Source organism: Streptomyces sp. NPDC048506 (assembly GCF_040651315.1).
Lineage (GTDB): Bacteria > Actinomycetota > Actinomycetes > Streptomycetales > Streptomycetaceae > Streptomyces.
The window spans coordinates 121,494-146,309 of sequence record NZ_JBEZIX010000019.1; the positions used below are offsets into that span (position 1 = coordinate 121,494).

Here is a 24,816-nt window from a genome sequence, read left to right on the forward strand (position 1 = left end):
AACAGTGGCACCGGACAGTCATCGCCGAGTCCCCGTACGGCGCGAGCCAGGGGAGCCGGGGACCCAACCGTCCCTTGGGGTGAATCGGACTCCTCCCCGGAGGAGCCCGTAGGAGACCTTCCTGCTCCGAACCCGTCAGCTAACCCGGTAGGCGAGAAGGAAGGAAAGGACAAGCCAGCACATGGCGTTCACCCGTGCCACCGGGAAGCACCGCCGTGCGAGCCGTACCGCTCGCACGACCCGTCACCTCGCCGGCATAGCCACCCTCGCGGCATCCGGCGTGGTCGCCACCGTGGCCTCCCCGGCACTGGCCGCCACGGACGAGGCGCGCACCCAGGACACCGGTCTCCAGCAGGCCGTCGTGCTCGGCGACGAGCTCGCCGACCACGTCTCGGCGCAGGCCGACGCACAGCAGGCCGCCGCCGAGGCCGCGGCCGTCCAGGCACAGGCCGAGGCCGTCGCCAAGAAGCAGGCCGACGAGGCCAAGCGGCACGCCGAGGCGGCGCTGAAGAAGGCCAAGGCCGAGCGCGAGGCCAAGGAGCGCGCCGCCCGCGACGCCGAGCGCAAGCGCCTCAACGCCTTCGTCGCCCCGATCGCCGACTCGTACGTCTCCACCGGCTACAAGGCCTCCAGCAGCCTGTGGTCCTCGGGCAGCCACACCGGCATCGACTTCCACGCCGCCTCCGGGACCTCGGTGCACGCCGTCGGCGCGGGCACCGTCGTCGAGGCCGGCTGGGGCGGTGCGTACGGCAACAACATCGTGATCAAGATGAACGACGGTACGTACACCCAGTACGGCCACCTGTCGTCGATCGGCGTCTCGGTGGGCCAGCAGGTCACCCCCGGCCAGCAGATCGGCCTCTCCGGTGCCACCGGCAACGTCACCGGTCCGCACCTGCACTTCGAGGCCCGCACCTCGCCCGACTACGGCTCGGACATGGACCCCATCGCCTATCTGCGCGCGCACGGCGTGAACGTCTGACCCGTTCCGTCATCGCACCGGCACACCGCACCGCGGGATCGCGCATCGTCCGCTGGCCAAAAAATATCCATGAATATCCGGAGCCCGTCGGAAAAGCCGTCCCGGTCGAATAGAGTCACGGAAAAGTCGCCAACCGGCGGCGTTTCCAGGGGATTACGGCGGAGGCACGGACGATGCGAGGCCATATTTCCGCGCATGCGGTGTGCACGGCGATTCGCGAGGACATCGTCTCCGGCGCACTCGCGCCGGGGAGCCGGTTGATCGAGGAGATCCTGGCGGCGCGTTACGGCGTCTCCAGGGTGCCGGTCCGCGAGGCGCTGCGCACCCTTCAGTCCGAGGGCTTCGTCACCACTCGCCACCACGCGGGCGCCTGCGTCGCCGAGCCCACCGAGCAGGAGGCCGCCGATCTCCTCGACATCCGCGCCCTGTTGGAGCCGCTGGGCGCCGCCCGCGCGGCCGCCCGGCGCAGCCCGGCCCATCTGAAGGTGCTGCGCGGCCTGGTGCGGCTCGGCCGGGAGCGGGCCCGCCAGGGCAACCCCGCGGACCTGCGTCAACTGGACGGCTGGTTCCATGAGACGCTCGCCCAGGCGGCCGGCAGCGCCAGCCTGACCGCGCTGCTCACCCAGCTGCGACGCAAGATCGAGTGGATGTACGCGGTGGAGCCGCCGGCCCGGTCCGGAGAGTCGTGGGACGAACACGGCGCCGTGCTGGACGCGGTGGCCCGTGGTGACGGGGAGCGGGCGCGTGCCCTGATGGCCGCCCACATCGAGCGCTCCCGGCCGGTGTACCGGCTGCGGCGTCCCGCCGCGGCGGCCGAGGTGAGGGATCCGAAACGACCCGTCAACACGGCACGCGCCCGCTCTTAACAATCACCGCGTATACAAAGAGACGCCGGAAGGTAATTCCGCGGTGCGCCCCGCGATATCCGTTATCGGGTCGGGCGGCGCGTGTTCCGACTCCGGTCAGAATTCGGCCTGCCCATTTCTCGGCGCCGGAAATAAGGAATTCCCCGCGGCGGCCCCAGAAATTCGGACACAATCCTTCGCGTGCGGGCCGTGCGGGCCGTGCGGGCCGTGCAGCCGGTCCGGGGATTCCCAATGGGCGCAGCGCAGCGCGGCGCGGCCCGGAGCGGGAGGGCGGCGGCGGGGGAGCGCGGGCGCAGTACGCGGACGGCCCCGCCGCGGCGGACCGGGGTCGGTCGCCGCGGCGGGGCCGCCGCACGCTGCCCGGGCCCTGGCGGGCCCGGTGGGGAAGTCAGACGGTCTCGGGGAGCTCCTCAAGACCCTCGGCCACCAGCTTCGCCAGGCGGTCGAGGGCCGCCTCGGCGCCGTCGGCGTCCGAGGCCAGCACGATCTCCTCGCCGCCCTGGGCGCCCAGACCCAGGACCGCGAGCATGGAGGCGGCGTTGACGGGGTTGCCATCGGCCTTGGCGATCGTCATCGGGACGCCGGAGGCGGTGGCCGCACGGACGAAGATCGACGCGGGGCGGGCGTGCAGGCCCTCGGCCCAACCGACAGTGACGCGGCGCTCAGCCATGGTGTTGCCCTTCAAAGTCGTGACTGTTGTCTAGACCATTCTTGCACGCTGTCGGGAGTGGTCCGCCAGTCCGCCGTGCTGCTCCCGAGCGTACGTGGACGGGGCTGATTGTCGGTGTCCGGTCGTACGCTGTCCGCATGCAGAAGCCGTCGGACCACGCATACCCGTCGCACTGGGAGGCCGACGTGGTGCTGCGCGACGGCGGCACGGCGCGGATCCGTCCCATCACCCCCGACGACGCCGAGCGGCTGGTCTCGTTCTACGAACAGGTCTCGGACGAGTCGAAGTACTACCGCTTCTTCGCGCCCTACCCGCGGCTGTCCGACCGCGATGTGCACCGCTTCACCCATCACGACTACGTCGACCGGGTCGGGCTCGCCGCCACCGTCGGCGGAGAGTTCATCGCCACCGTCCGCTACGACCGGATCAACGACCAGGGGCTGCCCGCCAAGAGCCCCGACGACGACCAGGCCGAGGTGGCCTTCCTCGTCCAGGACGCCCATCAGGGCCGCGGGGTCGCCTCCGCCCTCCTGGAGCACATCGCAGCCGTCGCCCGCGAGCGCGGCATCCGACGGTTCGCCGCCGAGGTGCTGCCCGCGAACTCCAAGATGATCAAGGTGTTCACGGACGCCGGCTACACCCAGCAGCGCACCTTCGAGGACGGCGTGGTCCGGCTGGAGTTCGACCTGGAGCCCACCGAGCAGTCCATGGCCGTGATGCGCGGCCGCGAGCAGCGCGCCGAGGCCCGCTCCGTGCAGCGGCTGCTCGCCCCCGGCTCCGTCGCCGTCATCGGGACCGGCCGCGCCCCCGGCGGTATCGGCCGCACCGCACTGCGCAATGTCCTCGACTCCGGCTTCACGGGCCGGGTGCACGCGGTTAACCACGCCTTCCCGCAAGACCTGCGGCGGCTGGAGCCGGAAGGGGTGCCGGCCGTCCGCGCGCTCGGGGAGATCCCCGATCCGGTCGACCTCGCGGTCATCGCGGTCCCCTCGGACAGCGTCCCCGACGTGGTCCGCGACTGCGGCGAACACGGCGTCCAGGGCGTGCTGATCCTCTCCTCCGGCTACGCCGAGGCGGGTCCGGAGGGCCGTGAGCGGCAGCGCGCCCTGCTCCGCCAGGCCCGTTCGTACGGCATGCGGCTCATCGGGCCGAACGCCTTCGGCGTGATCAACACCGCCGCCGCGGTCCGGCTGAACGCCTCCCTCGCCCCGCGGATGCCGGGCGCCGGCCACATCGGTCTGTTCACCCAGTCCGGCGCCATCGGCATCGCGCTGCTCAGCGGACTGCACGCACGCGGCCCCGGCGACGGCGGGATCGCCGGTGTCTCGGCCTTCGTCTCGGCCGGCAACCGCGCCGACGTCTCCGGAAACGACCTGCTCCAGTACTGGTACGACGACCCGGACACCGACGTCGTGATCCTCTACCTGGAGTCCATCGGGAACCCGCGCAAGTTCGCCCGGCTCGCCCGGCGCACCGCCGCGGTCAAGCCTGTCGTGGTCGCCAAGGGCGCCCGGCACAACGGCACCGCACCGCCCGGGCACGCCGTGCCGACGGTCCGCGTCCCGGACAGCACGGTCGCCGCGCTGATGCGGCAGGCCGGAGTGATCCGCGTCGACACCGTCACCGAGCTGATCGACGCCGGGCTGTTGCTGGCCTCCCAGCCGCTGCCGGCCGGCCCGCGCATCGCGATCCTCGGCAACTCCGAGGCGCTGGCGCTGCTCGCGTACGACGCCTGTCTGACCGAGGGGCTGCGCCCGCTGCGCCCCCGGGTCCTGGCCTCCGCGGCCACGCCGGACGACTTCCGCGCCGCGCTCGCCGAGACGCTGTCCGGCGACGGCTGCGACGCGGTGATCGTCACGGCCATCCCGTGGGTGGGCGAGCAGGACGGCGCCACCCCGGGCAGCGGCGAGGGCACCGCGCTCGCCGCCGCCCTGCGCGGCGCGGCCGAGGCCCATCCGCACAAGCCGGTGACGGTCGTCCACCTCGCGATGGACGACCTCGCCAGCACGCTGGCGGCACCGGCACCGGCACCGGCACCGGCACCGGCACCGGCCGCCGAGCCAGAGTCGACCGTTGGCCCGCTCGCGCCGCCCCCGGACCGCCCGCCCGAGCCGCCCGCCGGATCCGCCGGGCCCTCGCCGCTCGCGCCGCAGCCGCCCGGCCGGCCGCGCGGCGCGGCCCCCGTGCGCCCCCCGCTGCCCCCCGGCCCGCCCCCGACCGCCGCTGCCGCACCGGCCCCGCCGGCCCGCGACGCCGAGGCCGCCGCGGTGCCGCTCCGGCGCCGGAGCGCCCCCCTCCGGATCCCCGCGTACCCGGCCGCGGAGCGCGCCGTCCGCGCCCTCGCCGAGGCCGTGCGGTACGCCGCCTGGCGCCGGGAGGCCGCCGAGCCGGGCCGGGTGCCCGAGTACGAGGACATCCAGGAGGCGGCGGCCGGCGCCGACATCGAGCGCCTCCTGGACCGGCTCAGCCCCGACGCACCCACCGGCCGCTCGGTCGCGGTGCCGCCCGGCGAGGCCGCGGCGCTGCTCGCCCGCTACGGCATCCACACCGTCCCCGTCCTCCCGGCCCCCGACCCGGACACCGCCGTGCGCGCCGCCGCCCGCCTCGGCTACCCGGTGGCCCTCAAGACCACCGCCCCCCACCTCCGGCACCGCGCCGACCTCGGCGGGGTCCGGCTCGACATCGCCGGCGAGGCCGAACTCCGCCGCGTGTACGCCGAATTGACCGACTTCCTCGGCTCGCCCGAGGTGCTGCGTCCGGTCGTCCAGTCCATGGTCCCGCGCGGCGTCGACACGGTGATCCGCGCCGCCATCGACCCGGCCGCCGGCGCCGTGCTCTCCTTCGGCCTGGCCGGCGCCCCCTCCCAGTTGCTCGGCGACATCGCCCACCGCCTCATCCCCGCCACCGACCGCGAGGTGGCCGAGCAGATCCGCTCGATCCGCGCCGCCCCGCTGCTCTTCGGCTGGCGCGGCTCCCAGCCCGTCGACACCACCGCGCTGGCCGAGCTGCTGCTGCGGGTCTCCCGGCTCGTCGCCGACCACCCGGAGGTGGTCGGCGTGGACCTCGAACCGGTCGTCGTCGCCCCGCAGGGGCTCTCCGTCCTGGGCGCCGCCGTCCGGCTCGCCCCCGCTCCCGTCACCACCGACCTGGGCCCGCGCCGACTGCCCGCCTACTGACGAGCCAGCCCCGCCCCACTGGGCCCGTACCCCCCGCCAAGCCCCGTAGGATGGACCCCATGGCTAAGACCGGTACGACGACCCAGGGGCTGCGCGCGGCGATCGAGCGCAGTGGTTATTACCCGACGCTCGTGGCCGAGGCGGTGCAGGCCGCAGTGGGCGGCGAGCCGGTGGTGTCGTACCTCGTCCACCAGGAGACGACCTTCGACGCCAACGAGGTCCGCCGCCATGTCACGGTCCTGGTCCTGACCGGCACCCGCTTCATCGTCAGCCACACCGACGAGCAGGCCGCCGACGCCACCTCCCCGTCGCCGTACGCCACCACCTCGACCGAGTCCGTCAAGCTGGGCCGGATCTCCTCCGTGGTGCTCAGCCGGGTCGTCGCCAACCCCGAGTCGTACACCCCGGGCCAGCTGCCCCGCGAGGTCGTGCTCACCATCGGCTGGGGCGCGGTCGCCCGGCTGGACCTGGAGCCCGCCGCCTGCGGTGACCCCAACTGCGAGGCGGACCACGGCTACACCGGCTCCTCCACCGCCGACGACCTCTCGCTGCGGGTCAGCGAGGCCGGCGACGGACCGGACTCGGTGCGCGAGACGCTCGCCTTCGCGCAGGCGCTCTCCGAAGCCACCGCGGCCACCACCCCCCGCTGATGGTCGACATCGCCCCCGCTTGGCCGGAACCCGAACGCCTCGACCCGCTCGGCGCCCCGGTGCCCCGGTACGGCACCGGTGCGCTCTCCGATCTGCTGCCCACCGTCGCCGCGGGCCTCGGTGTCGCCGGCCTCGCCACGGGGTTGGAGCTGGCCCCCGCCGACCGGGTCTGCGTCTTCCTGATCGACGGCCTCGGCTGGGAGCTGCTGCGTGCCCACCCGGAGGAGGCGCCGTTCCTCACCTCGCTCCTGGGAACGTCGTGCAACGGCACGGGCGCCCCGCTCACCGCGGGCTTCCCCTCCACGACGGCCACCTCGCTCGCCTCGGTCGGCACCGGTCTGCCGCCGGGCGCCCACGGCCTGCCCGGTTACACCTGCGAGGATCCGGCCACCGGCGCGCTGATGAACCAGCTCCGCTGGTACCCGTGGACCGACCCGTACGCCTGGCAGCCGCACCCGACGGTCTTCCAGCTCGCGGACGCCGCCGGGATCCACACCTGCCAGGTCTCCGCGCCGAACTTCGAGCACACCCCGCTCACCAAGATCGCGCTCAGCGGCGGCACCTTCCACGGTCGGCTCTCCGGCGAGGAGCGGATGGACCTCGCCGCGGAGCAGCTCGCCGCCGGCGACCGCTCGCTGGTCTACACGTACTACTCCGAGGTCGACGGCAAGGGGCACCGCTACGGCGTCAACTCCGATGCCTGGCGCGGCCAGTTGATGTACGTCGACCGGCTCGCGCAGCGGCTGGCCGAGCAACTCCCGCCCCGCAGCGCCCTCTACGTCACCGCCGACCACGGCATGATCGACATCCCTTTCGACCCCGAGTCCCGGATCGACTTCGACGAGGACTGGGAGTTGCGCGCCGGTGTCCGCCTGTTGGGCGGCGAGGGCCGGGCCCGACACGTGTACGCCCACCACGGCGCGGCCGCCGATGTGCTGGCCGTGTGGCAGGAGGTGGTCGGCGACCAGATGTGGGTCGCCAGCCGCGAAGAGGCCATCGCCGCAGGGTGGTTCGGGCCGCGCGTCGACGACCGGGTCCGGGCCCGGATCGGCGATGTGGTGGCGGCCGCGCACGCCGACATGGTGATCATCGCGACCGAACGAGAGCCCCGGGAATCGGAGATGGTCGGGATGCACGGCTCGATGACCCCCATGGAGCAACTGGTGCCGCTCCTGGAAGTCCGCACCTGACCGAGGCCCACCGCACACCCAGCGAACCTCCACCGCACCCCACCGAACCACCACCACATCCGGTGATGGTCCCCGGCCGTGGCGCGCAGCGCCCGGCAAGACCCTGCTCGCGGACGCCGCCGCTCCCCCCGACGTGAAAGGCCATCCCCACTCCCATGTCCGAATTGGTATTTTTCTCGGGAACCATGGACTGCGGGAAGAGCACCCTGGCGCTACAAATTGCGCACAACCGGTCGGCTCGTGGGCTTCAGGGCGTGATCTTCACACGGGAGGATCGTGCGGGAGCCGGCAAGCTGTCGTCGCGCCTGGGGTTGGTGACCGACGCGGTGGAGGCAGCCCCCGGGATGGATCTGTACGCGTTTGTGGTGGAGCGCATGTCGCGGGGCGGCAAGGTGGACTACGTCATCGTGGACGAGGCTCAGTTCCTGTCCCCGGAGCAGATCGACCAGCTGGCCCGGATCGTGGATGATCTGGATCTCGATGCCTTCGCGTTCGGTATCACCACGGACTTCCGGACCAAGTTGTTCCCCGGTTCGCAACGGCTGATCGAGCTGGCGGACCGGATCGAGACGCTCCAGGTCGAGGCGATGTGCTGGTGCGGGGCACGAGCCACGCACAACGCTCGCACGGTGGACGGCGAGATGGTCGTCGAGGGCGAACAGGTCGTGGTGGGAGATGTGCGTGGGGCCACGGAGGCCGTCGGGTACGAGGTCCTGTGCCGCCGTCATCATCGCAAGCGGGTGACGAGCGCGACGGCGCGAGCGGCGGCGCTGTCGCCTGACGTGTTGCCGGTGACGTCGGGTTGACCGTCGCATTGGCCGCAGGTTCGAGTCCTTGATAGGGACACGGATACCAGCCATCAATGGGACAGCGCCCCTGCGTCGTCGAATGCACCGTCGCTTGGCTGTCCGGGCCCCCAGGCTCATCCCCGCTATGAACGAGTCCCCCGCGACTGCCTGGCCTTTCTCCCGCTCGCCGCACCCCTCTGCTGCCACAGATGACTGATCCGCTTCACCGCGTGGGACACAGTCTCAAGGACCAGTTGCGCAGACGGTTTTCGGTCATGCATGATCACGCCTTACGGGGGGGACTGACGCGTGGTCTGGGGAGCCTGTCTCCTGCAGTGCGCCTGTTTTGCGTTCCCCGGGCCGCATACGCCAGGAACTTTCAGGGGGGACCGTGCTCGCTCACGACAACACGACCGGAGCAGACAGACCGAGCGCACCGGAGACGCGAGCAACACCGGCCGATGAGCGCCCGGGCCCACCCGCCCGGTCCCAAGGCGCCGCAATCGGCGGCTGGGTGCTCACCCTCGCGCTCAACGTGGCCGCCCCGATCATCACGTACAACGCCTTGCACGATCAGGGCTGGAGCGAGTTCGCGGCGCTGCTGGCAAGCGGTGTCTGGCCGGTTCTCGACAGCGCCGTCCACATTGTGTGGCGACGCCGTCTCGACGAGTTTGCCATCGTGACCCTGGTGTTTTTGGTGATCACCGCTGTGGTGACGCTCGTCGGCCCCCACTCGGCCCTGGCGCTGCTGGTCAAGGACTCGGCCGTCACGGGTTTGTTCGGGCTGCTGTGCCTGGCGACGCTGCTGGCGCCGCGCCCCCTGATGTTCTACTTCGGCCGCAAGTTCGCCACCGACGGCACCGCTGCGAGCACCGCGTGGTGGAACGGCCTGTGGCAGTTCGAAGGCTTCCGCAGGACCGTGCGGACGATGACGACGGTCTGGGGCGTGGCCTACTGCCTGGAGGCAGCGGTCCGGATCGTGCTGGCCTCCATGCTGAACACCGACACCATGGTGACCCTGAGCCCGATTCTGATCTACGGCGTGCTCGGGGGCCTCGTGGTGTGGACGGTGAGGTACGGCAAGCAGGCCCGGCGCAGGGGTGAGGAACACGCTGCTGCGGCTAGTGGCAAGTAGCGCTTTGCTGAGGGTGGGAATCGGGCCGTTGCTCTTTCGACCTTGGTACTGGTGGGGGCTCGTATGCAACTGTCGCGTGCTGATGGACCGCTGAGCCTGGAAGTAACTTTCCGTGATCTCCAGGGCGTATCGACTCCAGGTCCCACTGGTCTCTTTGAGGAGTCGGGCGGTCGTGGTGGCCGAGAGCATCCGCGACAACGGGGCGGGCATCTCCAGGAGTTGCTGCCGGATGGCGACGCCGCGGTCGCTGGGGCCGCGGAACTCGTGGCCGGTGCACGGGGCCGCGGTGGCTTCACCTGGGATGCAGGCCGCCGGATACATCCGTATCGATAGTCCAGGCAACGACCTCGGCGTCCCGTCCGGGTGCGTCCCCCCAGCACTGGATGTGGTCCCGCTGGCGGGGGATGGAGGCTGAGTCGTCAGTTTCGACGGACAGTCGCAGCGATCCGATATCGCGTACTGCCATGTGGCGACACTCAACGTGCGTGGTGGATAGCCAAGCAAAAGCACCCCGGCCCTACAGATCGGGCACAACCGCTCCGCTCGCGGGCTACAGGGAGTGATCTTCACTCGTGACGACCGGGCGGGCGAGGGCCGGCTCTCGTCCCGGCTGGGCCTGGTCACCGACGCGATCGAGGCCGACGAGGGGATGGACCTGTACGGCTACCTTGTCGAGCATCTCCTGGCCGACCGGGTGGAGTCGTTACAGGTCGAGGCGCTCTGCTGGTGCGGCGCCCGGGCCACCCACAACGCCCGTACGGTGGGCGGGGACATGGTGGTCGAGGGCGCTCAGGTCGTGGTCGGCGACGTCAACCAGGCGAAGGGGGACGTGGGGTACGAGGTGCTGTGCCGACGCCACCACCGGCGCCGGATGACCAGCGGCACGGCCCGCGCCGGTGTGCTGTCGCCGGACGTCCTGCCGGTCCCGCCCGAGACGCCCGTGTGAGTGCCTGGCACCGGTCGGTGGGACGTCCCACCGGAAGGGAAGATACGGATGGACGTCCACCCGTCCGATTTCTCAAACCACGCGTCCGGTTTGTTACCTCGGTCGTACTGCGGGTATCTCCCCTGCACCGACAAGCCGTTGACCACCCTTCGGAGCCACACGATGGCCAAGCAGGACCGTGCGGTGCGCACACGCCAGGAGCTGATCCGTTCCGCCGCCGAGGCGTTCGACCGGGTCGGCTTCGGGCACGCCTCGCTCGCCGAGATCAGCGCCGCGGCCGGTGTCAGCAGCGGTGCGCTGCACTTCCACCTCGGCAACAAGAGGGCGCTCGGTGAGGAGGTGGAGTCCGCCGCCATACAGACCCTGCACCGCATCATCGGACGTCAACCGCCCGGCCACGACGCGGCGTTGCAGCCGTGCGGTCACCCGGTTCTGGACGCTGATGCTGCCCCGGCTCTCGGCCGAGGGGCCGCGGGTCGGACGGGAGCGGTCACCGGACGCCCGGGCCGTGTGCGCCCGGCCGGGGCCCGCCCTGCCAGAATCGTGCCATGAGTAGTGATCTCCTCTCCGGGAAGGTCGTCCTGATCACCGGGGCGAGCAGCGGTATCGGCGCGGCGGCCGCGCGGTTGTTCTGTGACGAGGGCGCGAGTGTGGTGCTGGCCGCCCGCCGGGAGGACCGGCTGGACGCTCTGGTGCGCGAGTTGCGGGACAACGGCGCGGAGGCGACGTACGCGGTGGCCGACGTGGCCGTGGCCGAGGACGCCGCCCGGGCCGTGGACGTCGCGGTGCGCACCTATGGGCGGCTGGACGCGGCGTTCAACAACGCGGGGATCGGCGGCGACCGTACCCCGCTGCACCTGATGTCCGACGAGGTCTACGACACCGTCATGGACACCAATGTGCGCGGGGTGTGGAACTGCCTCCGGTACGAGATCGCCGCCATGTTGCCGCACGGCGCCGGCACCATCGTCAACAACAGCAGCGTGGCCGGCCTGATCGCGATTCCGGCCGCGGCGCCCTACATCGCGTCCAAGCACGCGGTCGTCGGCCTCACCCGGGCGGCGGCGGACGAGTACGCCCGCCAGGGCATCAGGGTCAACGCGGTGGCGCCCGGCACCACGCGCAGTGAGATCACCGCCGACTGGTTCGCGCGCAATCCGGGGCTGGAGGACATGGCCAACTCACTCACGCCACAGGGCCGTACGGCGGCCCCCGAGGAGATCGCGGCCGCCGCGGCCTGGCTGCTCAGCGACCGCTGCCCGTTCCTGACCGGCACGGTGGTGCCGGTGGACGGAGGACTGGTCAATCAGTGACCCTCCGGGGCCCGTTCGGGTCGGACCGGCGCCGGGCGGGGTGCCCCGCTCAGTCCGGCCCGGAAGACCGTCCGCCCGCCCTGGGTTCCGGTGACCTCGACGGCGAGCGGGCCGGCCTCGGCACGGGGCAGCAACTCCGCCTCGATCCAGCACGGCTCGTCGAACTCGACGTAACGCGCGTAGCTACTGGTGATGGTCGCGGGGTCGAAGCCGACGGGCGCGAACGTGGCGTGTGCGGCCTGATAGGCGGCCTCCAACAGGGCCAGGCCCGGTACGTGGTCGACGGGGTGGTCGAAGAGCAGGGTGTTGCCGGTGTCGTTGCGCAGCTGCCAGCGGCGCGGATGGCCGCTCGCCGCGAGCACCACGTCGGCCGTGCTGGACCGCCCGACCAGTTCGGGGGCGACCGGTGCGGGGAGCGGCCAGCTGCCCCAGTCCACGCCGAGGCGTTCGCCGCGCAGCCGCTGGTAGGCCGCGGGCGAGGACCATACGAACTCCGACTCCGCCCGAGCCACGGTGGTCCCGCCCTGGAAGATGAAGACGGTCATGTCCAGGGCGCTGACGCTGCGCTTGCTGCGCCTCCTCTCCGCGACCGTGACATCGATGTCCAGGGTCACGGGCTGGTTGGCCGGGAGTCGGAATTCCGGATTGACGGTGAGGTTGAGGTCGTGCAACAACATCTGGTGGGACAGGGGCACGCCGTACTCGGCGTGGGCGATCACCAGACCGCTCTGCCGGAACGTCTGGGTGAGCACCCGGGGGTCGCACTGCCGCCCACCGCGCGTCGCCGGCCACTGGGCGGTGAGCGAAAACGCGCCGGATCCGCGACGATTCCAGCCGGTGATGAAGACTCTGTCCGCGTGCTTGAGGTGAGCGTATTCAGTAGGAATCCCGGACGCCGTTCCGGGCAGGACACCGGAAGAGCCCGCTGACCTGGGCGGGGACCCGCGGTCATGTTGCGACGTACGTATGCGAGCAGCGGCTTCGGTCATCAAGTGCCCCTGGATGCGGCGCGGCTGAAGAAGTTGACACTGATAAAATACCGGGTCCGCGGTCTTTTTCAATTGCAGAAGTAATGACTGGTCACGGGAGATGTGAGTTGGCGAAACAGGAACGGGCGATCCGGACGCGCAGGGCCTGTCTGGAGGCCGCTGCGGAGATCTTCAACGAGTACGGCTATGAGGCTGCCACGATCGCCACCATCATCGAACGCGCCCAACTCACCCGAGGGGCCCTGTACTTCCACTTCACCTCGAAGGAGGAGCTGGCGCGCGGGGTGCTCGCCGAGGCGATCACCACGGAGGGCCTGGTGCCGCAGCCCCTGAAGCTCCAGGAGTGGGCGGACATCGCGCTGCTGCTGGCCTATCGGCTGCCCAGAGAGCCGCTGCTCAGTGCTTGCATCCGGCTGTCCGTCGACACCAAGGCGCGCAGCCTGTTCGGCACCCGCTGGCCGGACTGGATCATGCTGGGCAGCGAGGTGCTCGTCGAGGCCAAGGAGCGCGGCGAGCTGTTGCCGCACGTCGATCCGACCGATACCGCCCGGTTGTTCGTCGGTGCCTGGACCGGCGTCCAGCTCGTTGCCGAGGCCATGCCGCAGCCGCCCGACCTCTCCAGTGAAATCTCCCGGCTGCTGGAGTTCATCCTGCCCAATGTCGCCGTTCCCGGAGTTCTGGCGAGGCTGGACACCTCACCCTTCCGGGCCGAGCGACTCCTCGGTACGCATTACTCCACGGCGGTTTCTTGAGGCGAGCGACAAACCAGTCGGTTGGTTTCCTTTTCTCTGCCTATTTACCGTACGCAGTTGGATAGCCCAATATCGGCGTGGATGTTCCGAAAGGCGCGTATTCTCGGTAACGCCATTGCTGGCCCGCCGAGGAATCGACCGCAGTCGAATTGCCCTCCCCGACGGAACTCCCCACGGTCCCGGTTCAGCTCTGCTCGACGATGGTGAACACCGCACCTTCGGTGTCGGAGACCGTCGCCCGGCGGCCGTGGGGAGAGTCGTGGGCGGGCGTCAGGGTGTGGCCGCCGAGTTCGGTGACGCGACGGACGGCCGCATCGGTGTGCGGGACGGCGAAGTACGTCATCCAGTGGGGCCCGCGGTCGCGCAGCGGGGCGTTGCCCACGCCGTGGATGCCGGCCACCGCATGGCCCTTGAGGTGCAGCGTCAGGTAGTCGACGTCCGGGTCCGCCGAGGCTGCCGCGTCGGCCGGGGTCGGGCGTTCGGTCTCGAAGCCGAAGACGTGCTCGTAGAAGGGGCCGACGGAGGCGGTGTCCTGGGTGACCAGCTCGTTCCACACCGGGGTGCCCGGCTCGCCGGTGACCGCGGTGCCCATCATCGTCCTGCCCTGCCAGATGCCGAAGATCGCACCCTGGGGGTCGGAGGCGATCGCCATCCGTCCCGCGTCGTCGTCCGCGTCCAGCGGTCCGACGCCCACCGTCCCTCCGCAGCACCGGATCTGCTCCGCGGTCACATCCGCGTCGTCGCTGGCCAGATAGGTGGTCCAGGCGACCGGGAGGTTCCGGTCGGGCGCCAGCTCGCCGACCCCGGCGACCTCCCGACCGTCCAGGAAGGCCCGGGCGTACGGACCGAAGTGCTGCGGTCCCGGGCGGAACTCCCAGCCGAACAGCGCCCCGTAGAACTCCTGCGTCGTGGGCAGGCTGTGGGCCAGGAGGCTCACCCAGCAGGGGGCGCCGGGCATCCGCCGAGTCGCGGCCTCGGTCGTCATTGTCACTCTCTCCTCGGAGCGTCGGTGTGCTGACCATGTGCGGAAAACGTGCGGTACGGGCGCGGGTCCCGAGCCCGATGCTCGCACCCTGTCACCTGGTGTGCGCCCCGGCCGCGCCGTCCGCGGCGCGTCCGCGAGGGAGAATGCCCGATTTGATGTTGCCCATCCGTTTCAGCGCCGTTACCTCGGTACGTAACTGCGTCATACGGAGGGTGGGCACCCGCCTTCTGTACGTAGTCGTCGCTACGCAAGGATGAGTCCCATGAATGCCATCATCACCGCTACCGAACTCGCGAGCGAGTTGGCGAAGCCCGCCCCTCCGGTGCTCCTGGACGTGCGGTACCAGCTCGGTGGACCGCCCGGTCGCCCGGAGTACGCCGCCGGCCACCTGCCCGGCGCGGTCTACGTCGACCTCGACGACGAGCTGGCCGGGTCGCCCGGACCGGCCGGCCGCCACCCGCTGCCCGACCTCGACGTCTTCGCGAAGGCCATGCGGACCGCCGGCGTCCGCGCGGACCGCCCGGTGGTCGTCTACGACGGCGGCCAGGGCTGGGCGGCCGCCCGTGCCTGGTGGCTGCTGTGCTGGAGCGGTCACCCCGATGTGCGCGTGCTGGACGGCGGTCTCGCCGCCTGGCGGGCGTCCGGCGGCACCCTGAGCACCGCTCAACCGACTCCGCCCCCGGGTGACTTCACGCCCGCGCCCGGCGCGCTGCCGCTGCTGACGGCGGACGACGCGGCCGCCCTGGCCCGCCGCGGTGTCCTGCTGGACGCGCGGGCCGGCGAGCGCTACCGCGGCGAGGTCGAGCCCATCGACCGGGTCGCCGGCCACATCCCGGGCGCGGTGTCCGCGCCGACGACCGAGAACGTCGCCGAGGGCGGTACGGTCTTCCGCGCCGCGTCCGAGTTGGCCGAGCGGTTCGCCGCGGTGGGCGCCACGCCGGACGCCGAGGTCGGCGTCTACTGCGGCTCCGGCGTCTCCGCGGCCCACCAGGTGCTGGCCCTCGCGGTCGCCGGTGTCCCCGCCGCGCTGTACGTCGGCTCCTGGAGCGAATGGTCCGCCGACCCCTCCCGCCCCGTGGCCACCGGTCCGCAGCCCGGCTGAGCCCCCGCCGGGGCGCTCCACGCGGCCGTCCGCCCGCCTCCTGGTGGTCAGGAGGCGGGCGGACGGGAGACTCTCGTGGGGCGGGCGGGCCCGCTACTCCGGTTTCTTCCGCCGGGTCCCGAAGACGATCTCGTCCCAGCTGGGCACGGCGGCCCGGCGCCCCGGCCGTACGCCGTCCGCCTCGGCCTGCCGGTCCGTCGTCCCGGTCAGCCGTTCGCGGTGCCCGGCCACGGCGCGCGGCATCAGCACGTCGGCGTAGGCGGAGCCCGCGCCCGCGCTGGCCGCCGGCGGCTCCTCTACCTCGGCCTCCGACTCCTCGCCGCTCTGCGGCGCCTTGGCGCTCTCCGGCACGACCATGTCGCCGCGGAAGCTCGGCACCGCCTCCAGCAGGCTGGTCAGCGAGTCCCGCTCGCGCTCCCGCTCACCGACGGCCTCCTCGGCGCCCCGCGCGTCGCCCTCCTCGCCGCCGGCCTGCGCCGCGCGGTCCCCGCGCTCGGGCGTCTGCCGGTCCAGCGTGCGGTCCAGCGGCCGGTCGCGCGGCAGCCGGGCGATCCGCGGCACGAACGGGAAGCTCGGCTCGGGCGTGTCGTCGCTCTCGCCGATCAGCGCCCGGGCCTCGTCGTCCACGGCCTGGACGAGCCGGCGCGGCGGGTCGTACGTCCAGCTCGCCGAGTGCGGCTCGGTCGCGACGCGGTAGACCAGCAGTACTTCCCAGGTGCCGTCGTCCCGGCGCCAGGAGTCCCACTGGACGCTCTCCTTGTCGGCGCCGCGCAGCAGCAGCCGCTCCGCGACCGCCTCGCCGAGCTGCGGTCCGGTGTTCTCGCCGGGGCGGCGTACCGGTGTCTTACGGGCCCGCTCGGCCATGAACGCGCGCTCGGCGAGCACCGGGCCCTCGAAGCGGCGCACCCGGTCCACGGGGATGCCGGCGAGTTGGGCGACCTCCTCAGCGGAGGCACCGGCCCTTATCCGGGCCTGGATGTCCCGTGGGCGCAGATGACTCTCGACCTCGATCTCGATCTGGCCGAGCCGCGCCCGGTCGTTGCGGACCGCGGCGCGCAGCCGTTCGTCGATCGGAAGCGTGTACTCGGTGCTGTCCGCAGCTTTGAGCACCAGCCGTGTGCCGTCGTTGGAGACGGCCACGACACGCAGTTCGGGCATGGGGACCTCCCGGGTGGTGCCTGCCGACGTCACGTGCGTCGCTGCTTCCGCTAGTCGAGTGTGGCCTGCCCGGGTGCAGCCTGCCACAACATTGCCGAGTTGCCCGGCGTGTCGAGGCTTGGCCCTCAAACGCCGTTATGACACGGTTACCAGTTTGCAACGCTCAGTGACCATGCCGCTTGCCCTGTCGCCGATCACCCGTGCCGAGCGGCGGCGCCCCGGGTGAGTGCCGCCTTCAGGGCCCCCTCCCGCGGGTTCCGGGCAGCCGGACGGGAACCGGGGCCAGGGTTCGCCACAGTACTCCATTCGGGCCACTGAGGTGGACCGCCGCGCCGCCGAACTTCTGGGCGGTCGGCGGAGTTCGGTCGCCTTGTCGACGTCTCTACCAGGGACGCTGGTGGCGAGTTTCACAGATTCCCCAGAATCGGAACTTTTGGCTCCGCCAAATGGTCACTTCTCCATGCAGTATGGAGCGAAGGGGCTACCAAAGGTTGGAGATGGACGAAGAAACCGAAACCGCCACGAAGAAGAAGGAGAAGCGGATTGACCTGAGCGTCGCTCAGGTGGCAGGCAGCGCCCTCGCTGCGGCCGTCGCCGCGTACCTCGCGGGGCAGCTCGGTGTTTACGGAACCATCATCGGCGCAGGTCTGGTCAGTGTCGTGGCCACGACCGGCGGTTCGATATTCCAGCACCTGTTCCGGCGCACCGGCGAACAGATCAAGGAGGTCTCGGTCGTCACCCGCCCGAGGCCGCGCCGTTCCTCCTCCCGCATCCGATCCACAACCGAAGACGGCGACCGGGCGGCGCCCACGAGGGTGTTGCCGACCTTCGACAAGCAGGGCACGGAGGACAAGGTCACCTCCGTCGCCGCCAGGACCCCCGGGCCCGCGACGGCCCGTACGCAGGTGGTCCCGCGGGCCGAGCAGGCCCGCCGACGCGATCCGGCGAGCGCCCACCCCGCGGAGCGGACCCAGCTGGTACCCCGGCTCGACCAGCCGACCGTGGCGCTGGGCCAGGCGGCGCCCGCCACGGCGGAGGCCACCGCGGTGGCGCCCCCGGTGGGGCGGCCCGAAGAGCTCGGCAGCACGACGTACGGCACCCGGCTGCGCGGCTGGAAGCGGCCGGCGCTCGGTGCGTTCGCGGTCTTCGTGCTCGCCATGGGCGGGGTCACCGCCACCGAACTGCTGACCGGGCAGACGCCGAGTGGTGAGCAGGGCACGACGCTGGGCAACATCACCCACGTCGGCGGAGCGGGCCGGCAGCAGCGCGAGACCCCGCAGACGCCCGCACCCGGCCGCACGCCGGGCGACGGCAGCCGGCAGGGCAGCGGTGACGGTGGTCCGGACCCCGGGAAGTCCGGCGACAGCGGGACCGGGACCGGTGCGGACAAGGGCCACGGCACGCCCACGCCCACGCCGTCCGACGGCGGCGGCTCCTCCCCGGACCCGAGCACCTCGCCGTCCCCGAACCCGTCGCCGAGCGGTTCCGCCGGCGGTGACGGCGGCACCGGTGACGGGGGGACCGGCGACGGTTCGACCGGTGGCAAGGACCAGGGGGGCCAGCAGAAGCAGCCGGAGTCCGAGGCGCAGGTGCCCGAGCCGGGCGCTTCCTGATCGGCGGCGGGCCGACCGGCTCCGGCCGGTGGGTCCGCGACGGCCGCGGACCGGCTGCCCCGGTGGGCGCCGGGCCCCGGCCGTCGCCGTCGGTCAGTCGCCCAGGACCCGCTGTAGATAGGCGTTGGCGAACCGGCGTTCCGGGTCCAGCCGGTCACGCACCGCGGTGAACTCGCCGAACCGCGGGTAGACGTCGGCGAGTTGGGCGGCGTTGCGGTTGTGCAGCTTCCCCCAGTGCGGACGCCCGTCGTGCGCCGTCATGATCCTTTCGGCGGCGGCGAAGTACGCCTGGTGCGGCGTCCCCCGGTACATGTGCACGGCGACGTAGACGGTGTCCCGGCCCGACGCGGTGGACAGCGGGATGTCGTCGGCCGGCGCGGTGCGCACCTCCACCGGGAAGCTCACCTTGAAGTCCGAGCGCTCCACCAGTGCTTTGAGCTCGCCCAGCGCGGTGGCCGCGGCCGCGCGCGGCAACGCGTACTCCATCTCCACGAACCGCACCCTGCGCGGCGAGGTGAACACCTTGTAGGGGATGTCGGTGTACGCACGGGCCGACAGCGCGCGGCTGGAGACCTTGGCGATGCCCGGTATGGCGGCCGGCACCGCCCGCCCGACGGCACAGGCCAGCTGGAACACCCCGTTGGACAGCAGCTCGTCCTCGATCCAGCCGCTCAGCCTGCCGGGTGGCGCCGCGGGGCCCTGGCTGCGGTTGTTGCGCTTGGTGTTGCAGTTGCCGGTGTGCGGGAACCAGTAGAACTCGAAGTGCTCGTTCTCGGCGACCAGTTCGTCGAACCGCTCCGTCACCTCGGTGAACGGCATCGGCTCCTCGCGGGCGGTCAGCAGGAACTCCGGCTCCACCGCGAAGGTGAGCTCGCTGATCACGCCCAGGGCGCCCAGGCCCAGCCGGGCCACCGCGAACACGTCCGGGTTCTCCTCGGCCGAGCAGGTCAGCACCGAGCCGTCGGCGGTGACCAGTTCGAGGGCGGTGATCTGGGCGGCGATCGAGGCCGAGTCGCGGCCGGTGCCGTGGGTGCCGGTGCTGGTCGCCCCGGAGACCGTCTGCTCCATGATGTCGCCCATGTTGGTCAGCGACAGCCCGTGCGCGGCCAGCGTCTCGTTGAGGTGTTTGAGCGGCGTACCGGCGGCGACCGTGACCGCGCCGGCCTCGCGGTCGACCCTGCGGACGCCGGTCAGCCGCTCGGGGCGGATCAGCAGCCCGTCGGTGGCGGCGGCCGGGGTGAAGGAGTGGCCGGTGCCGACAGCCTTGACGGTCAGCCCGTCCGCGGCGGCGGTGCGGACCGCGGCCGCCAGCTCCTCGGTGCTCGCCGGGGCCACGCTCCGGGCGGGGCGGGCGGTGACGTTCCCCGCCCAGTTGCGCCACGGTCCGGCCGTGGAGCCGCGCCCTCCCGAGCCGTCGACGGCGTTGCTGACTGCCATGGTGACGTCCCCTCCCTCGCGGGCCGGCCGGGTTCGGCCGCCGTTGGTGTGAGCGCATGATGTCAGTCACCGACGCGCCGTCCACAGGGGGTGACGGGAATCACATGATCGAGGGATCGGCCGTAATCGCCCGGCTCCCGGACATCTCGTACCGCCGGTAACCCCACGGTGCCGAATCCGCCTTCGCCGGCCAATGCGCCGGGGCGGAGTCCGAGCCCGGACGACCGGGGCATGGCCGATAGGTCAGGGGCGGACAGGCCCTGGAAGGCGACCGGATGCCTAGACGCCGCTCCGCTCGCTCGGCCGCTCCGCCACCGGGCCGCCGAGCGGGGGCACGCCCCCGGCCGCCGCCGGCACGCTCACCGCGGTCGCCGGCCGCGGACGGAGCCTGCGGTAGCCCGCGAAGGCCACCAGCGCGGCGAGCACGCCCGCCGCCACGGGGACGAGGTAGCCGCGGGCGGCGCCGGCGGCGTCCACCACCCAGCCGGCCGCCGACGAGCCCAGCGCGACGCCCACCGCCAGGCCGGTGCTCGTCCACGTCATGCCCTCGGTCAGCTGCGTCCGCGGCACATGCTCCTCGACCAGCGCCATCGTCGTCACCATCGTCGGGGCGATGGACAGCCCCGCCACGAACAGCGCGGCGCCCAGCAGCGGCAGCGAGTCCACCAGTTGCAGCGGCACCATGCTCACCGCCATCGCACACACCCCCACCAGCCAGCGGCGCGAGGCGTGCCCCTTGAGGTGCATCAGTCCGAAGACGGCGCCGGCCACGCAGGAGCCCAGCGCATAGACCGCCAGCACCAGGCTGGCCGCGGCCTTGTGCCCCTCCTCCTCGGCGAACGCCACCGTCACCACGTCGATCGCCCCGAAGATCGCGCCGGTCGCCACGAACGTCACCACCAGCACCTGTAGGCCCCGCGAGCGCATCGCCGAGCCCTTGGCGTGCTGCTCACGGGGGTGCGGCACCGGCTCGGTCCCGCGCTGCGCGGTCAGCCAGAAGACGCCGGCCGCCAGGAAGCCGCCGGCCAGCAGCGGCCCGGCCTCCGGGAACCAGGCGGTGGACAGGCCGATGGAGAGGATCGGCCCGACGATGAAGCACACCTCGTCGACGATCGACTCCCATGAGTACGCGGTGTGCAGTTCGCGCGGGGACCCCTCGTAGAGCTCCGCCCAGCGCGCCCGGATCATCGAGCCGACGCTGGGGACGCACCCCACGCAGGCCGCGAAGACGAACAGGGTCCAGTCCGCCCAGCGCTGCTGCGCGCTCAGCAGCAGACCGGCGACCGCGGTGAGCGACACCAGCGTGGCGGGCCGCATCACCCGCCGTTGGCCGTGCCGGTCCACCAGCCGGGATATCTGCGGACCGATCACCGCGGCGGACAGCGCGAGGGTCGCCGACAGCGCGCCCGCCAGGCCGTAGCGGCCGGTCAGCTGGGAGACCATCGTGACGACGCCGATGCCCAGCATCGACAGCGGCATCCGCCCCAGCAGCCCGGCGGCCGAGAAGGAAGCGGTGCCGGGGCGGCCGAAGATGGCGCGGTAGGGACTGGGCAACGGGGGCGCTCCGCCGGATCGGGACCGAAGGTCGGTAAGCAATGTATGTGGCCGATACAGCTTACGGGTGGGACGGGCGCCGGCGCCTCCGGATTTCCGCGGTCCCCGACCGACGCGGCGCGGCCCGTCGGCCCCGATCCCGCACCGGGACCTGCCCGCCGCCGCCGGGCGAAGGGTGGCAGGATCGGTGCCATGCCCGAACAGTGCGACCCCCGCCCTTACGACGCCCTGCTGCTGCTGTCCTTCGGCGGCCCCGAAGGCCCGGACGACGTCGTTCCGTTCCTGGAGAACGTCACCCGCGGCCGCGGCATTCCCCGTGAGCGCCTCAAGGAGGTGGGGCAGCACTACTTCCTGTTCGGCGGCGTGAGCCCGATCAACGCCCAGAACCGCGAGCTGCTCGACGCGCTGCGCAAGGACTTCGCCGAGCACGGCCTGGACCTGCCCGTCTACTGGGGCAACCGCAACTGGGCGCCCTACCTGACCGACACCCTGCGCACGATGGTCGACGACGGCCACCGCCGGATCGCCGTCCTGGCGACCAGCGCCTACGCCTCGTACTCCGGCTGCCGCCAGTACCGCGAGAACCTCGCCGACGCGCTCGCCGTCCTGAAGGCCGAGGGGCTCCCGCTGCCGCAGGTCGACAAGCTGCGGCACTACTTCAACCACCCCGGCTTCCTGCGCCCGATGATCGACGGCGTCCTGGCGTCCCTCGCCGGACTGCCCGCATCGGTGCGGGACGGCGCCCACCTCGCCTTCACCACCCACTCCATCCCGACCGCCGCCGCCGACACCTCCGGCACCCCCGAGGACCACACCGAGGGCGGCGAGGGCGGCGCCTACGTCGCCCAGCACCTGGACGTGGCCCGGGTGATCGCGGACGCCGTCCGGGAGGAGACCGGGGTGGACCACCCCTGGCGGCTCGTCTACCAGTCGCGCAGCGGTGCCCCGCACATCCCCTGGCTGGAGCCGGACATCTGCGACCACCTGGAGGAGCGGCACGCCGCGGGCGTCCCCGCCGTGGTGATGGCCCCCATCGGCTTCGTCTCGGACCACATGGAGGTCAGGTACGACCTCGACACCGAGGCCACCGCCAAGGCCGCCGAGCTGGGCCTGCCGGTCGCCCGGTCGGCCACCGTGGGCGCCGACCCCCGCTTCGCCGCGGCCGTCCGCGACCTCCTCCTGGAGCGCGCGGCCGCCGAGCGGGGCAACGCCCCGGAGCGCTGCGCCCTGGGCGCCCTCGGCGCCGGCCACGACCTGTGCCCGGTCGGCTGCTGCCCGGCCCGGGCACCCCGCCCGGCCGCCGCCGGCGCCGACTGGCAGGGCCCGGTCGCCCCGGCACCCGCCTAAGCCCATACACCCGCACCACCGGACCGTGCGCCCGCACCACCGGTCGGTGCGACCGCCCGACCACCGCTCGTCCGAGCAAGGAGCACCGTGCCCGAACCGCTGCACCCCGACCAGGTACAGACCGACGCGCTGTACGACGAACTCCTCGACATCGCCCTGGAGGCCGCCCGCCGCGCCGGGGACCTGTTGCGCGACGGCCGCCCCGCCGACCTCGGCGTGGCCGCCACGAAGTCCAGCCCCATCGACGTCGTCACCGAGATGGACATCGCCTCCGAGAAGCTGATCACCGGCTTCATCGGGGAGCGCCGCCCCGACGACGGCTTCCTGGGGGAGGAGGGCGCCAGCACCGAAGGCACCAGCGGCATCCGCTGGGTCATCGACCCCGTCGACGGCACCGTCAACTACCTCTACGGGCTGCCGGCCTGGGCCGTGTCCATCGCGGCGGAGAAGGACGGCGAGACGGTCGTCGGGGTGGTCGCCGCCCCGATGCGCGGCGAGACCTACCAGGCCGTCCTGGGCCGCGGCGCGTTCAACAACGGCGAGCCCGTCCGGCACCGGCCCGCGCCGCCGCTGTCCCAGGCGCTGCTCGGCACCGGTTTCGGCTATCTGGCCGACCGCCGGGCCGCCCAGGCGGAGGTGGTGCGCACCCTGCTGCCGCAGGTCCGCGACATCCGGCGGGGCGGTTCGGCCGCGATCGACCTGTGCGACGTGGCCTGCGGCCGGCTCGACGCCTACTACGAGCGGGGTCTGAACCCGTGGGACCTGGCGGCGGGCGCCCTGATCGCCCGCGAGGCCGGCGCGCTCACCGGCGGCCGCCCCGGCCGGGACGCCTCCCACGAGCTGACCCTCGCCGCCTCCCCGCCCCTCTTCGCACAGCTCCAGCCGCTCCTGGACGAGCTCGGCGCCTGGCACGACTGACCCGCGCCGCCCGCGGGCACGGCAGCGCCCCGGCACCCTCCCCTGGATGCCGGGGCGCTGTCGTTGTACGCGGGCGGGCGGTCAGGCGTTGCTGACCGCCCCGACGCGTACGCCGTGCTCGGTCGCCAGTCGTTGCAGGTCCTCCAGCTCGGCCTGCTCGACCTCGGCGAGGAAGTCATCGCCCGCAGCGCGGGCCCGGTCCAGATCGGCTTCGGTCTTCTCTATGCGCTGCAGAATGCCTGCGGTGAACGCGTCCATGTGCGCCCCCTCGTCGTGGGTCGGTGGCACGGGGGTGTGCCGACGGGTGGGTCGATCACGGCGTGGTCCCTGCGATGGATCAGTTGGTGGCACTTGGGGTCGCCACATAAACAGGGCGTGATCGCGGGTGTGCAGTCGTCCTCCCCACGCCGACCCTCAGGGAAACCTCAACCCGCCCAGGAATCCTGCCCGTCGGGCTCCGCGACGGCCCCCATTCCCCCTCCGCACCCCTCTTACCGCCGGTTTATGGCTCTTCGGGGCAGGATGGAAGGGCTTTCAAGACAGTGTTTCGCCTGCCCGCGAGGGCTCTGAGGAAGGACTAGCGACGTGCGTGTTCTCGTCGTCGAGGACGAGCAGCTGCTCGCCGATGCGGTGGCCACCGGACTGCGCCGGGAGGCCATGGCCGTCGACGTGGTCTACGACGGCGCTGCCGCTCTGGAACGGATCGCGGTCAACGACTACGACGTCGTCGTGCTGGACCGTGACCTCCCGGTCGTCCACGGTGACGACGTCTGCCGCAAGATCGTCGAGCTGGGGCTGCCCACCCGCGTCCTGATGCTCACCGCCTCCGGCGACGTCAGCGACCGCGTGGAGGGCCTGGAGATCGGCGCCGACGACTACCTCCCCAAGCCGTTCGCGTTCACCGAGCTCACGGCCCGGGTGCGCGCCCTGGGGCGGCGCACGACGGTGGCGCTGCCGCCGGTCCTGGAGCGGGCCGGCATCAAGCTCGACCCGAACCGCCGCGAGGTCTTCCGCGACGGCAAGGAGGTCCAGCTCGCCCCCAAGGAGTTCGCGGTCCTGGAGGTCCTGATGCGCAGCGAGGGCACGGTCGTCTCGGCCGAGCAGCTCCTGGAGAAGGCCTGGGACGAGAACACCGACCCGTTCACCAACGTCGTACGGGTCACGGTCATGACGCTGCGCCGTAAGCTCGGCGAGCCCGCGGTGATCGTCACCGTCCCCGGCTCGGGATACCGGATCTGACCGGCG

22 protein-coding genes, 1 pseudogene and 1 riboswitch are annotated in these 24,816 nt (G+C 72.2%); of the genes and pseudogenes, 16 read left to right on the forward strand and 7 right to left on the reverse strand.

Going from position 1 to position 24,816, the window contains the following annotated elements:
- Positions 1–12 precede the first annotated feature (12 nt).
- A riboswitch (cyclic di-AMP (ydaO/yuaA leader) is annotated at positions 13–169 on the forward strand.
- A gap of 12 nt (positions 170–181) precedes the next feature.
- Entirely contained in the window at positions 182–982 is an 801-nt protein-coding gene (locus tag AB0C96_RS17835; protein ID WP_362918428.1) for a M23 family metallopeptidase, read from the forward strand.
- Between the two features lie 173 nt (positions 983–1,155).
- Complete coding sequence (locus AB0C96_RS17840; protein WP_362918430.1) at positions 1,156–1,848, forward strand: GntR family transcriptional regulator; 693 nt, start codon at positions 1,156–1,158, stop codon at positions 1,846–1,848.
- 388 nt (positions 1,849–2,236) lie between these two features.
- On the opposite strand, the gene AB0C96_RS17845 is transcribed toward AB0C96_RS17840, so the two are convergent.
- Positions 2,237–2,518 carry an HPr family phosphocarrier protein gene (locus tag AB0C96_RS17845; protein ID WP_362918432.1) on the reverse strand — a complete coding sequence of 94 codons (282 nt, stop codon included), beginning with the start codon at positions 2,516–2,518 and terminating at the stop codon, positions 2,237–2,239.
- A gap of 137 nt (positions 2,519–2,655) precedes the next feature.
- Here AB0C96_RS17845 and AB0C96_RS17850 point away from each other — a divergent pair, with 137 nt between their 5' ends.
- The 8 genes and pseudogenes from AB0C96_RS17850 to AB0C96_RS17885 all read left to right on the forward strand — a co-directional run bounded on the left by AB0C96_RS17850 (position 2,656) and on the right by AB0C96_RS17885 (position 11,716).
- Complete coding sequence (locus AB0C96_RS17850) at positions 2,656–5,694, forward strand: GNAT family N-acetyltransferase (protein WP_362918434.1); 3,039 nt, start codon at positions 2,656–2,658, stop codon at positions 5,692–5,694.
- Positions 5,695–5,753: 59 nt separating this feature from the next.
- Positions 5,754–6,344: a DUF5998 family protein gene (locus AB0C96_RS17855; protein ID WP_362918436.1), complete on the forward strand. Its 591-nt coding sequence runs from the start codon at positions 5,754–5,756 to the stop codon at positions 6,342–6,344.
- On the forward strand, positions 6,344–7,534 hold the full coding sequence (locus tag AB0C96_RS17860) for a nucleotide pyrophosphatase/phosphodiesterase family protein (RefSeq protein WP_362918438.1): 1,191 nt from the start codon (positions 6,344–6,346) through the stop codon (positions 7,532–7,534). The genes AB0C96_RS17855 and AB0C96_RS17860 overlap by 1 nt, the downstream gene beginning before the upstream one ends.
- Positions 7,535–7,689: 155 nt before the next feature.
- The gene (locus tag AB0C96_RS17865) at positions 7,690–8,340 is read left to right on the forward strand and encodes a thymidine kinase (RefSeq protein ID WP_362918440.1); all 651 of its coding nucleotides are present in this window, start codon (positions 7,690–7,692) and stop codon (positions 8,338–8,340) included.
- Positions 8,341–8,836: 496 nt separating this feature from the next.
- Positions 8,837–9,457 (forward strand): VC0807 family protein, encoded by a 621-nt coding sequence (locus AB0C96_RS17870; protein ID WP_362918442.1) that lies wholly within the window; start codon positions 8,837–8,839, stop codon positions 9,455–9,457.
- Between the two features lie 502 nt (positions 9,458–9,959).
- A pseudogene (locus tag AB0C96_RS17875) lies at positions 9,960–10,403 on the forward strand (thymidine kinase); the annotation flags it as partial.
- A 162-nt stretch (positions 10,404–10,565) separates the two neighbouring features.
- The gene (locus AB0C96_RS17880; protein WP_362918443.1) at positions 10,566–10,955 is read left to right on the forward strand and encodes a TetR family transcriptional regulator; all 390 of its coding nucleotides are present in this window, start codon (positions 10,566–10,568) and stop codon (positions 10,953–10,955) included.
- Positions 10,952–11,716 (forward strand): SDR family oxidoreductase, encoded by a 765-nt coding sequence (locus AB0C96_RS17885; RefSeq protein ID WP_362918444.1) that lies wholly within the window; start codon positions 10,952–10,954, stop codon positions 11,714–11,716. The genes AB0C96_RS17880 and AB0C96_RS17885 overlap by 4 nt, the downstream gene beginning before the upstream one ends.
- Here AB0C96_RS17885 and AB0C96_RS17890 read toward each other — a convergent pair.
- Complete coding sequence (locus AB0C96_RS17890; RefSeq protein ID WP_362918504.1) at positions 11,710–12,624, reverse strand: ScbA/BarX family gamma-butyrolactone biosynthesis protein; 915 nt, start codon at positions 12,622–12,624, stop codon at positions 11,710–11,712. The two genes, AB0C96_RS17885 and AB0C96_RS17890, sit on opposite strands and share 7 nt — an antisense overlap.
- A gap of 188 nt (positions 12,625–12,812) precedes the next feature.
- Here AB0C96_RS17890 and AB0C96_RS17895 point away from each other — a divergent pair, with 188 nt between their 5' ends.
- Positions 12,813–13,457, forward strand: coding sequence for a ScbR family autoregulator-binding transcription factor (locus tag AB0C96_RS17895; RefSeq protein ID WP_362918446.1), 645 nt, complete (start codon positions 12,813–12,815; stop codon positions 13,455–13,457).
- A gap of 184 nt (positions 13,458–13,641) precedes the next feature.
- Here the strand turns inward: AB0C96_RS17895 and AB0C96_RS17900 are convergent, their stop codons facing one another.
- Positions 13,642–14,442, reverse strand: a complete 801-nt coding sequence (locus AB0C96_RS17900; protein WP_362918448.1) for a VOC family protein — start codon at positions 14,440–14,442, stop codon at positions 13,642–13,644.
- Positions 14,443–14,704: 262 nt separating this feature from the next.
- On the opposite strand from AB0C96_RS17900, the gene AB0C96_RS17905 reads away from it, so the two are divergent.
- Positions 14,705–15,544, forward strand: a complete 840-nt coding sequence (locus AB0C96_RS17905; RefSeq protein WP_362918450.1) for a sulfurtransferase — start codon at positions 14,705–14,707, stop codon at positions 15,542–15,544.
- Between the two features lie 93 nt (positions 15,545–15,637).
- On the opposite strand, the gene sepH is transcribed toward AB0C96_RS17905, so the two are convergent.
- Positions 15,638–16,702 (reverse strand): septation protein SepH, encoded by a 1,065-nt coding sequence (sepH, locus tag AB0C96_RS17910; RefSeq protein WP_362918452.1) that lies wholly within the window; start codon positions 16,700–16,702, stop codon positions 15,638–15,640.
- A 497-nt stretch (positions 16,703–17,199) separates the two neighbouring features.
- On the opposite strand from sepH, the gene AB0C96_RS17915 reads away from it, so the two are divergent.
- Positions 17,200–18,315: a hypothetical protein gene (locus tag AB0C96_RS17915; protein ID WP_362918454.1), complete on the forward strand. Its 1,116-nt coding sequence runs from the start codon at positions 17,200–17,202 to the stop codon at positions 18,313–18,315.
- 93 nt (positions 18,316–18,408) lie between these two features.
- On the opposite strand, the gene AB0C96_RS17920 is transcribed toward AB0C96_RS17915, so the two are convergent.
- Both AB0C96_RS17920 and AB0C96_RS17925 read right to left on the reverse strand, forming a co-directional pair.
- On the reverse strand, positions 18,409–19,752 hold the full coding sequence (locus AB0C96_RS17920; protein WP_362918456.1) for a D-arabinono-1,4-lactone oxidase: 1,344 nt from the start codon (positions 19,750–19,752) through the stop codon (positions 18,409–18,411).
- Positions 19,753–20,031: 279 nt separating this feature from the next.
- The gene (locus AB0C96_RS17925; protein ID WP_362918458.1) at positions 20,032–21,306 is read right to left on the reverse strand and encodes an MFS transporter; all 1,275 of its coding nucleotides are present in this window, start codon (positions 21,304–21,306) and stop codon (positions 20,032–20,034) included.
- A gap of 192 nt (positions 21,307–21,498) precedes the next feature.
- Here AB0C96_RS17925 and AB0C96_RS17930 point away from each other — a divergent pair, with 192 nt between their 5' ends.
- Together AB0C96_RS17930 and AB0C96_RS17935 are read left to right on the forward strand one after the other, a co-directional pair.
- Entirely contained in the window at positions 21,499–22,653 is a 1,155-nt protein-coding gene (locus AB0C96_RS17930) for a ferrochelatase (protein WP_362918460.1), read from the forward strand.
- A gap of 87 nt (positions 22,654–22,740) precedes the next feature.
- Entirely contained in the window at positions 22,741–23,571 is an 831-nt protein-coding gene (locus AB0C96_RS17935; RefSeq protein ID WP_362918462.1) for an inositol monophosphatase family protein, read from the forward strand.
- 81 nt (positions 23,572–23,652) lie between these two features.
- On the opposite strand, the gene AB0C96_RS17940 is transcribed toward AB0C96_RS17935, so the two are convergent.
- On the reverse strand, positions 23,653–23,829 hold the full coding sequence (locus AB0C96_RS17940; protein ID WP_362918464.1) for a hypothetical protein: 177 nt from the start codon (positions 23,827–23,829) through the stop codon (positions 23,653–23,655).
- 327 nt (positions 23,830–24,156) lie between these two features.
- Between AB0C96_RS17940 and AB0C96_RS17945 the strand changes: the two genes are divergently transcribed.
- Positions 24,157–24,810: a response regulator transcription factor gene (locus tag AB0C96_RS17945; protein ID WP_362918466.1), complete on the forward strand. Its 654-nt coding sequence runs from the start codon at positions 24,157–24,159 to the stop codon at positions 24,808–24,810.
- The last annotated feature ends 6 nt before the right edge of the window (positions 24,811–24,816 follow it).

What these genes read in the sequence shown, in the direction of transcription:
- AB0C96_RS17835 (WP_362918428.1), top strand. Translation starts at nt 182, where the DNA reads ATGGCGTTCACCCGTGCCACCGGGAAGCACCGCCGTGCGAGCCGTACC.
- AB0C96_RS17840 (WP_362918430.1), top strand. Translation starts at nt 1,156, where the DNA reads ATGCGAGGCCATATTTCCGCGCATGCGGTGTGCACGGCGATTCGCGAG.
- AB0C96_RS17845 (WP_362918432.1), bottom strand. Translation starts at nt 2,518, where the DNA reads ATGGCTGAGCGCCGCGTCACTGTCGGTTGGGCCGAGGGCCTGCACGCC.
- AB0C96_RS17850 (WP_362918434.1), top strand. Translation starts at nt 2,656, where the DNA reads ATGCAGAAGCCGTCGGACCACGCATACCCGTCGCACTGGGAGGCCGAC.
- AB0C96_RS17855 (WP_362918436.1), top strand. Translation starts at nt 5,754, where the DNA reads ATGGCTAAGACCGGTACGACGACCCAGGGGCTGCGCGCGGCGATCGAG.
- AB0C96_RS17860 (WP_362918438.1), top strand. Translation starts at nt 6,344, where the DNA reads ATGGTCGACATCGCCCCCGCTTGGCCGGAACCCGAACGCCTCGACCCG.
- AB0C96_RS17865 (WP_362918440.1), top strand. Translation starts at nt 7,690, where the DNA reads ATGTCCGAATTGGTATTTTTCTCGGGAACCATGGACTGCGGGAAGAGC.
- AB0C96_RS17880 (WP_362918443.1), top strand. Translation starts at nt 10,566, where the DNA reads ATGGCCAAGCAGGACCGTGCGGTGCGCACACGCCAGGAGCTGATCCGT.
- AB0C96_RS17885 (WP_362918444.1), top strand. Translation starts at nt 10,952, where the DNA reads ATGAGTAGTGATCTCCTCTCCGGGAAGGTCGTCCTGATCACCGGGGCG.
- AB0C96_RS17900 (WP_362918448.1), bottom strand. Translation starts at nt 14,442, where the DNA reads ATGACGACCGAGGCCGCGACTCGGCGGATGCCCGGCGCCCCCTGCTGG.
- AB0C96_RS17905 (WP_362918450.1), top strand. Translation starts at nt 14,705, where the DNA reads ATGAATGCCATCATCACCGCTACCGAACTCGCGAGCGAGTTGGCGAAG.
- sepH (WP_362918452.1), bottom strand. Translation starts at nt 16,702, where the DNA reads ATGCCCGAACTGCGTGTCGTGGCCGTCTCCAACGACGGCACACGGCTG.
- AB0C96_RS17915 (WP_362918454.1), top strand. Translation starts at nt 17,200, where the DNA reads ATGGACGAAGAAACCGAAACCGCCACGAAGAAGAAGGAGAAGCGGATT.
- AB0C96_RS17920 (WP_362918456.1), bottom strand. Translation starts at nt 19,752, where the DNA reads ATGGCAGTCAGCAACGCCGTCGACGGCTCGGGAGGGCGCGGCTCCACG.
- AB0C96_RS17930 (WP_362918460.1), top strand. Translation starts at nt 21,499, where the DNA reads ATGCCCGAACAGTGCGACCCCCGCCCTTACGACGCCCTGCTGCTGCTG.
- AB0C96_RS17940 (WP_362918464.1), bottom strand. Translation starts at nt 23,829, where the DNA reads ATGGACGCGTTCACCGCAGGCATTCTGCAGCGCATAGAGAAGACCGAA.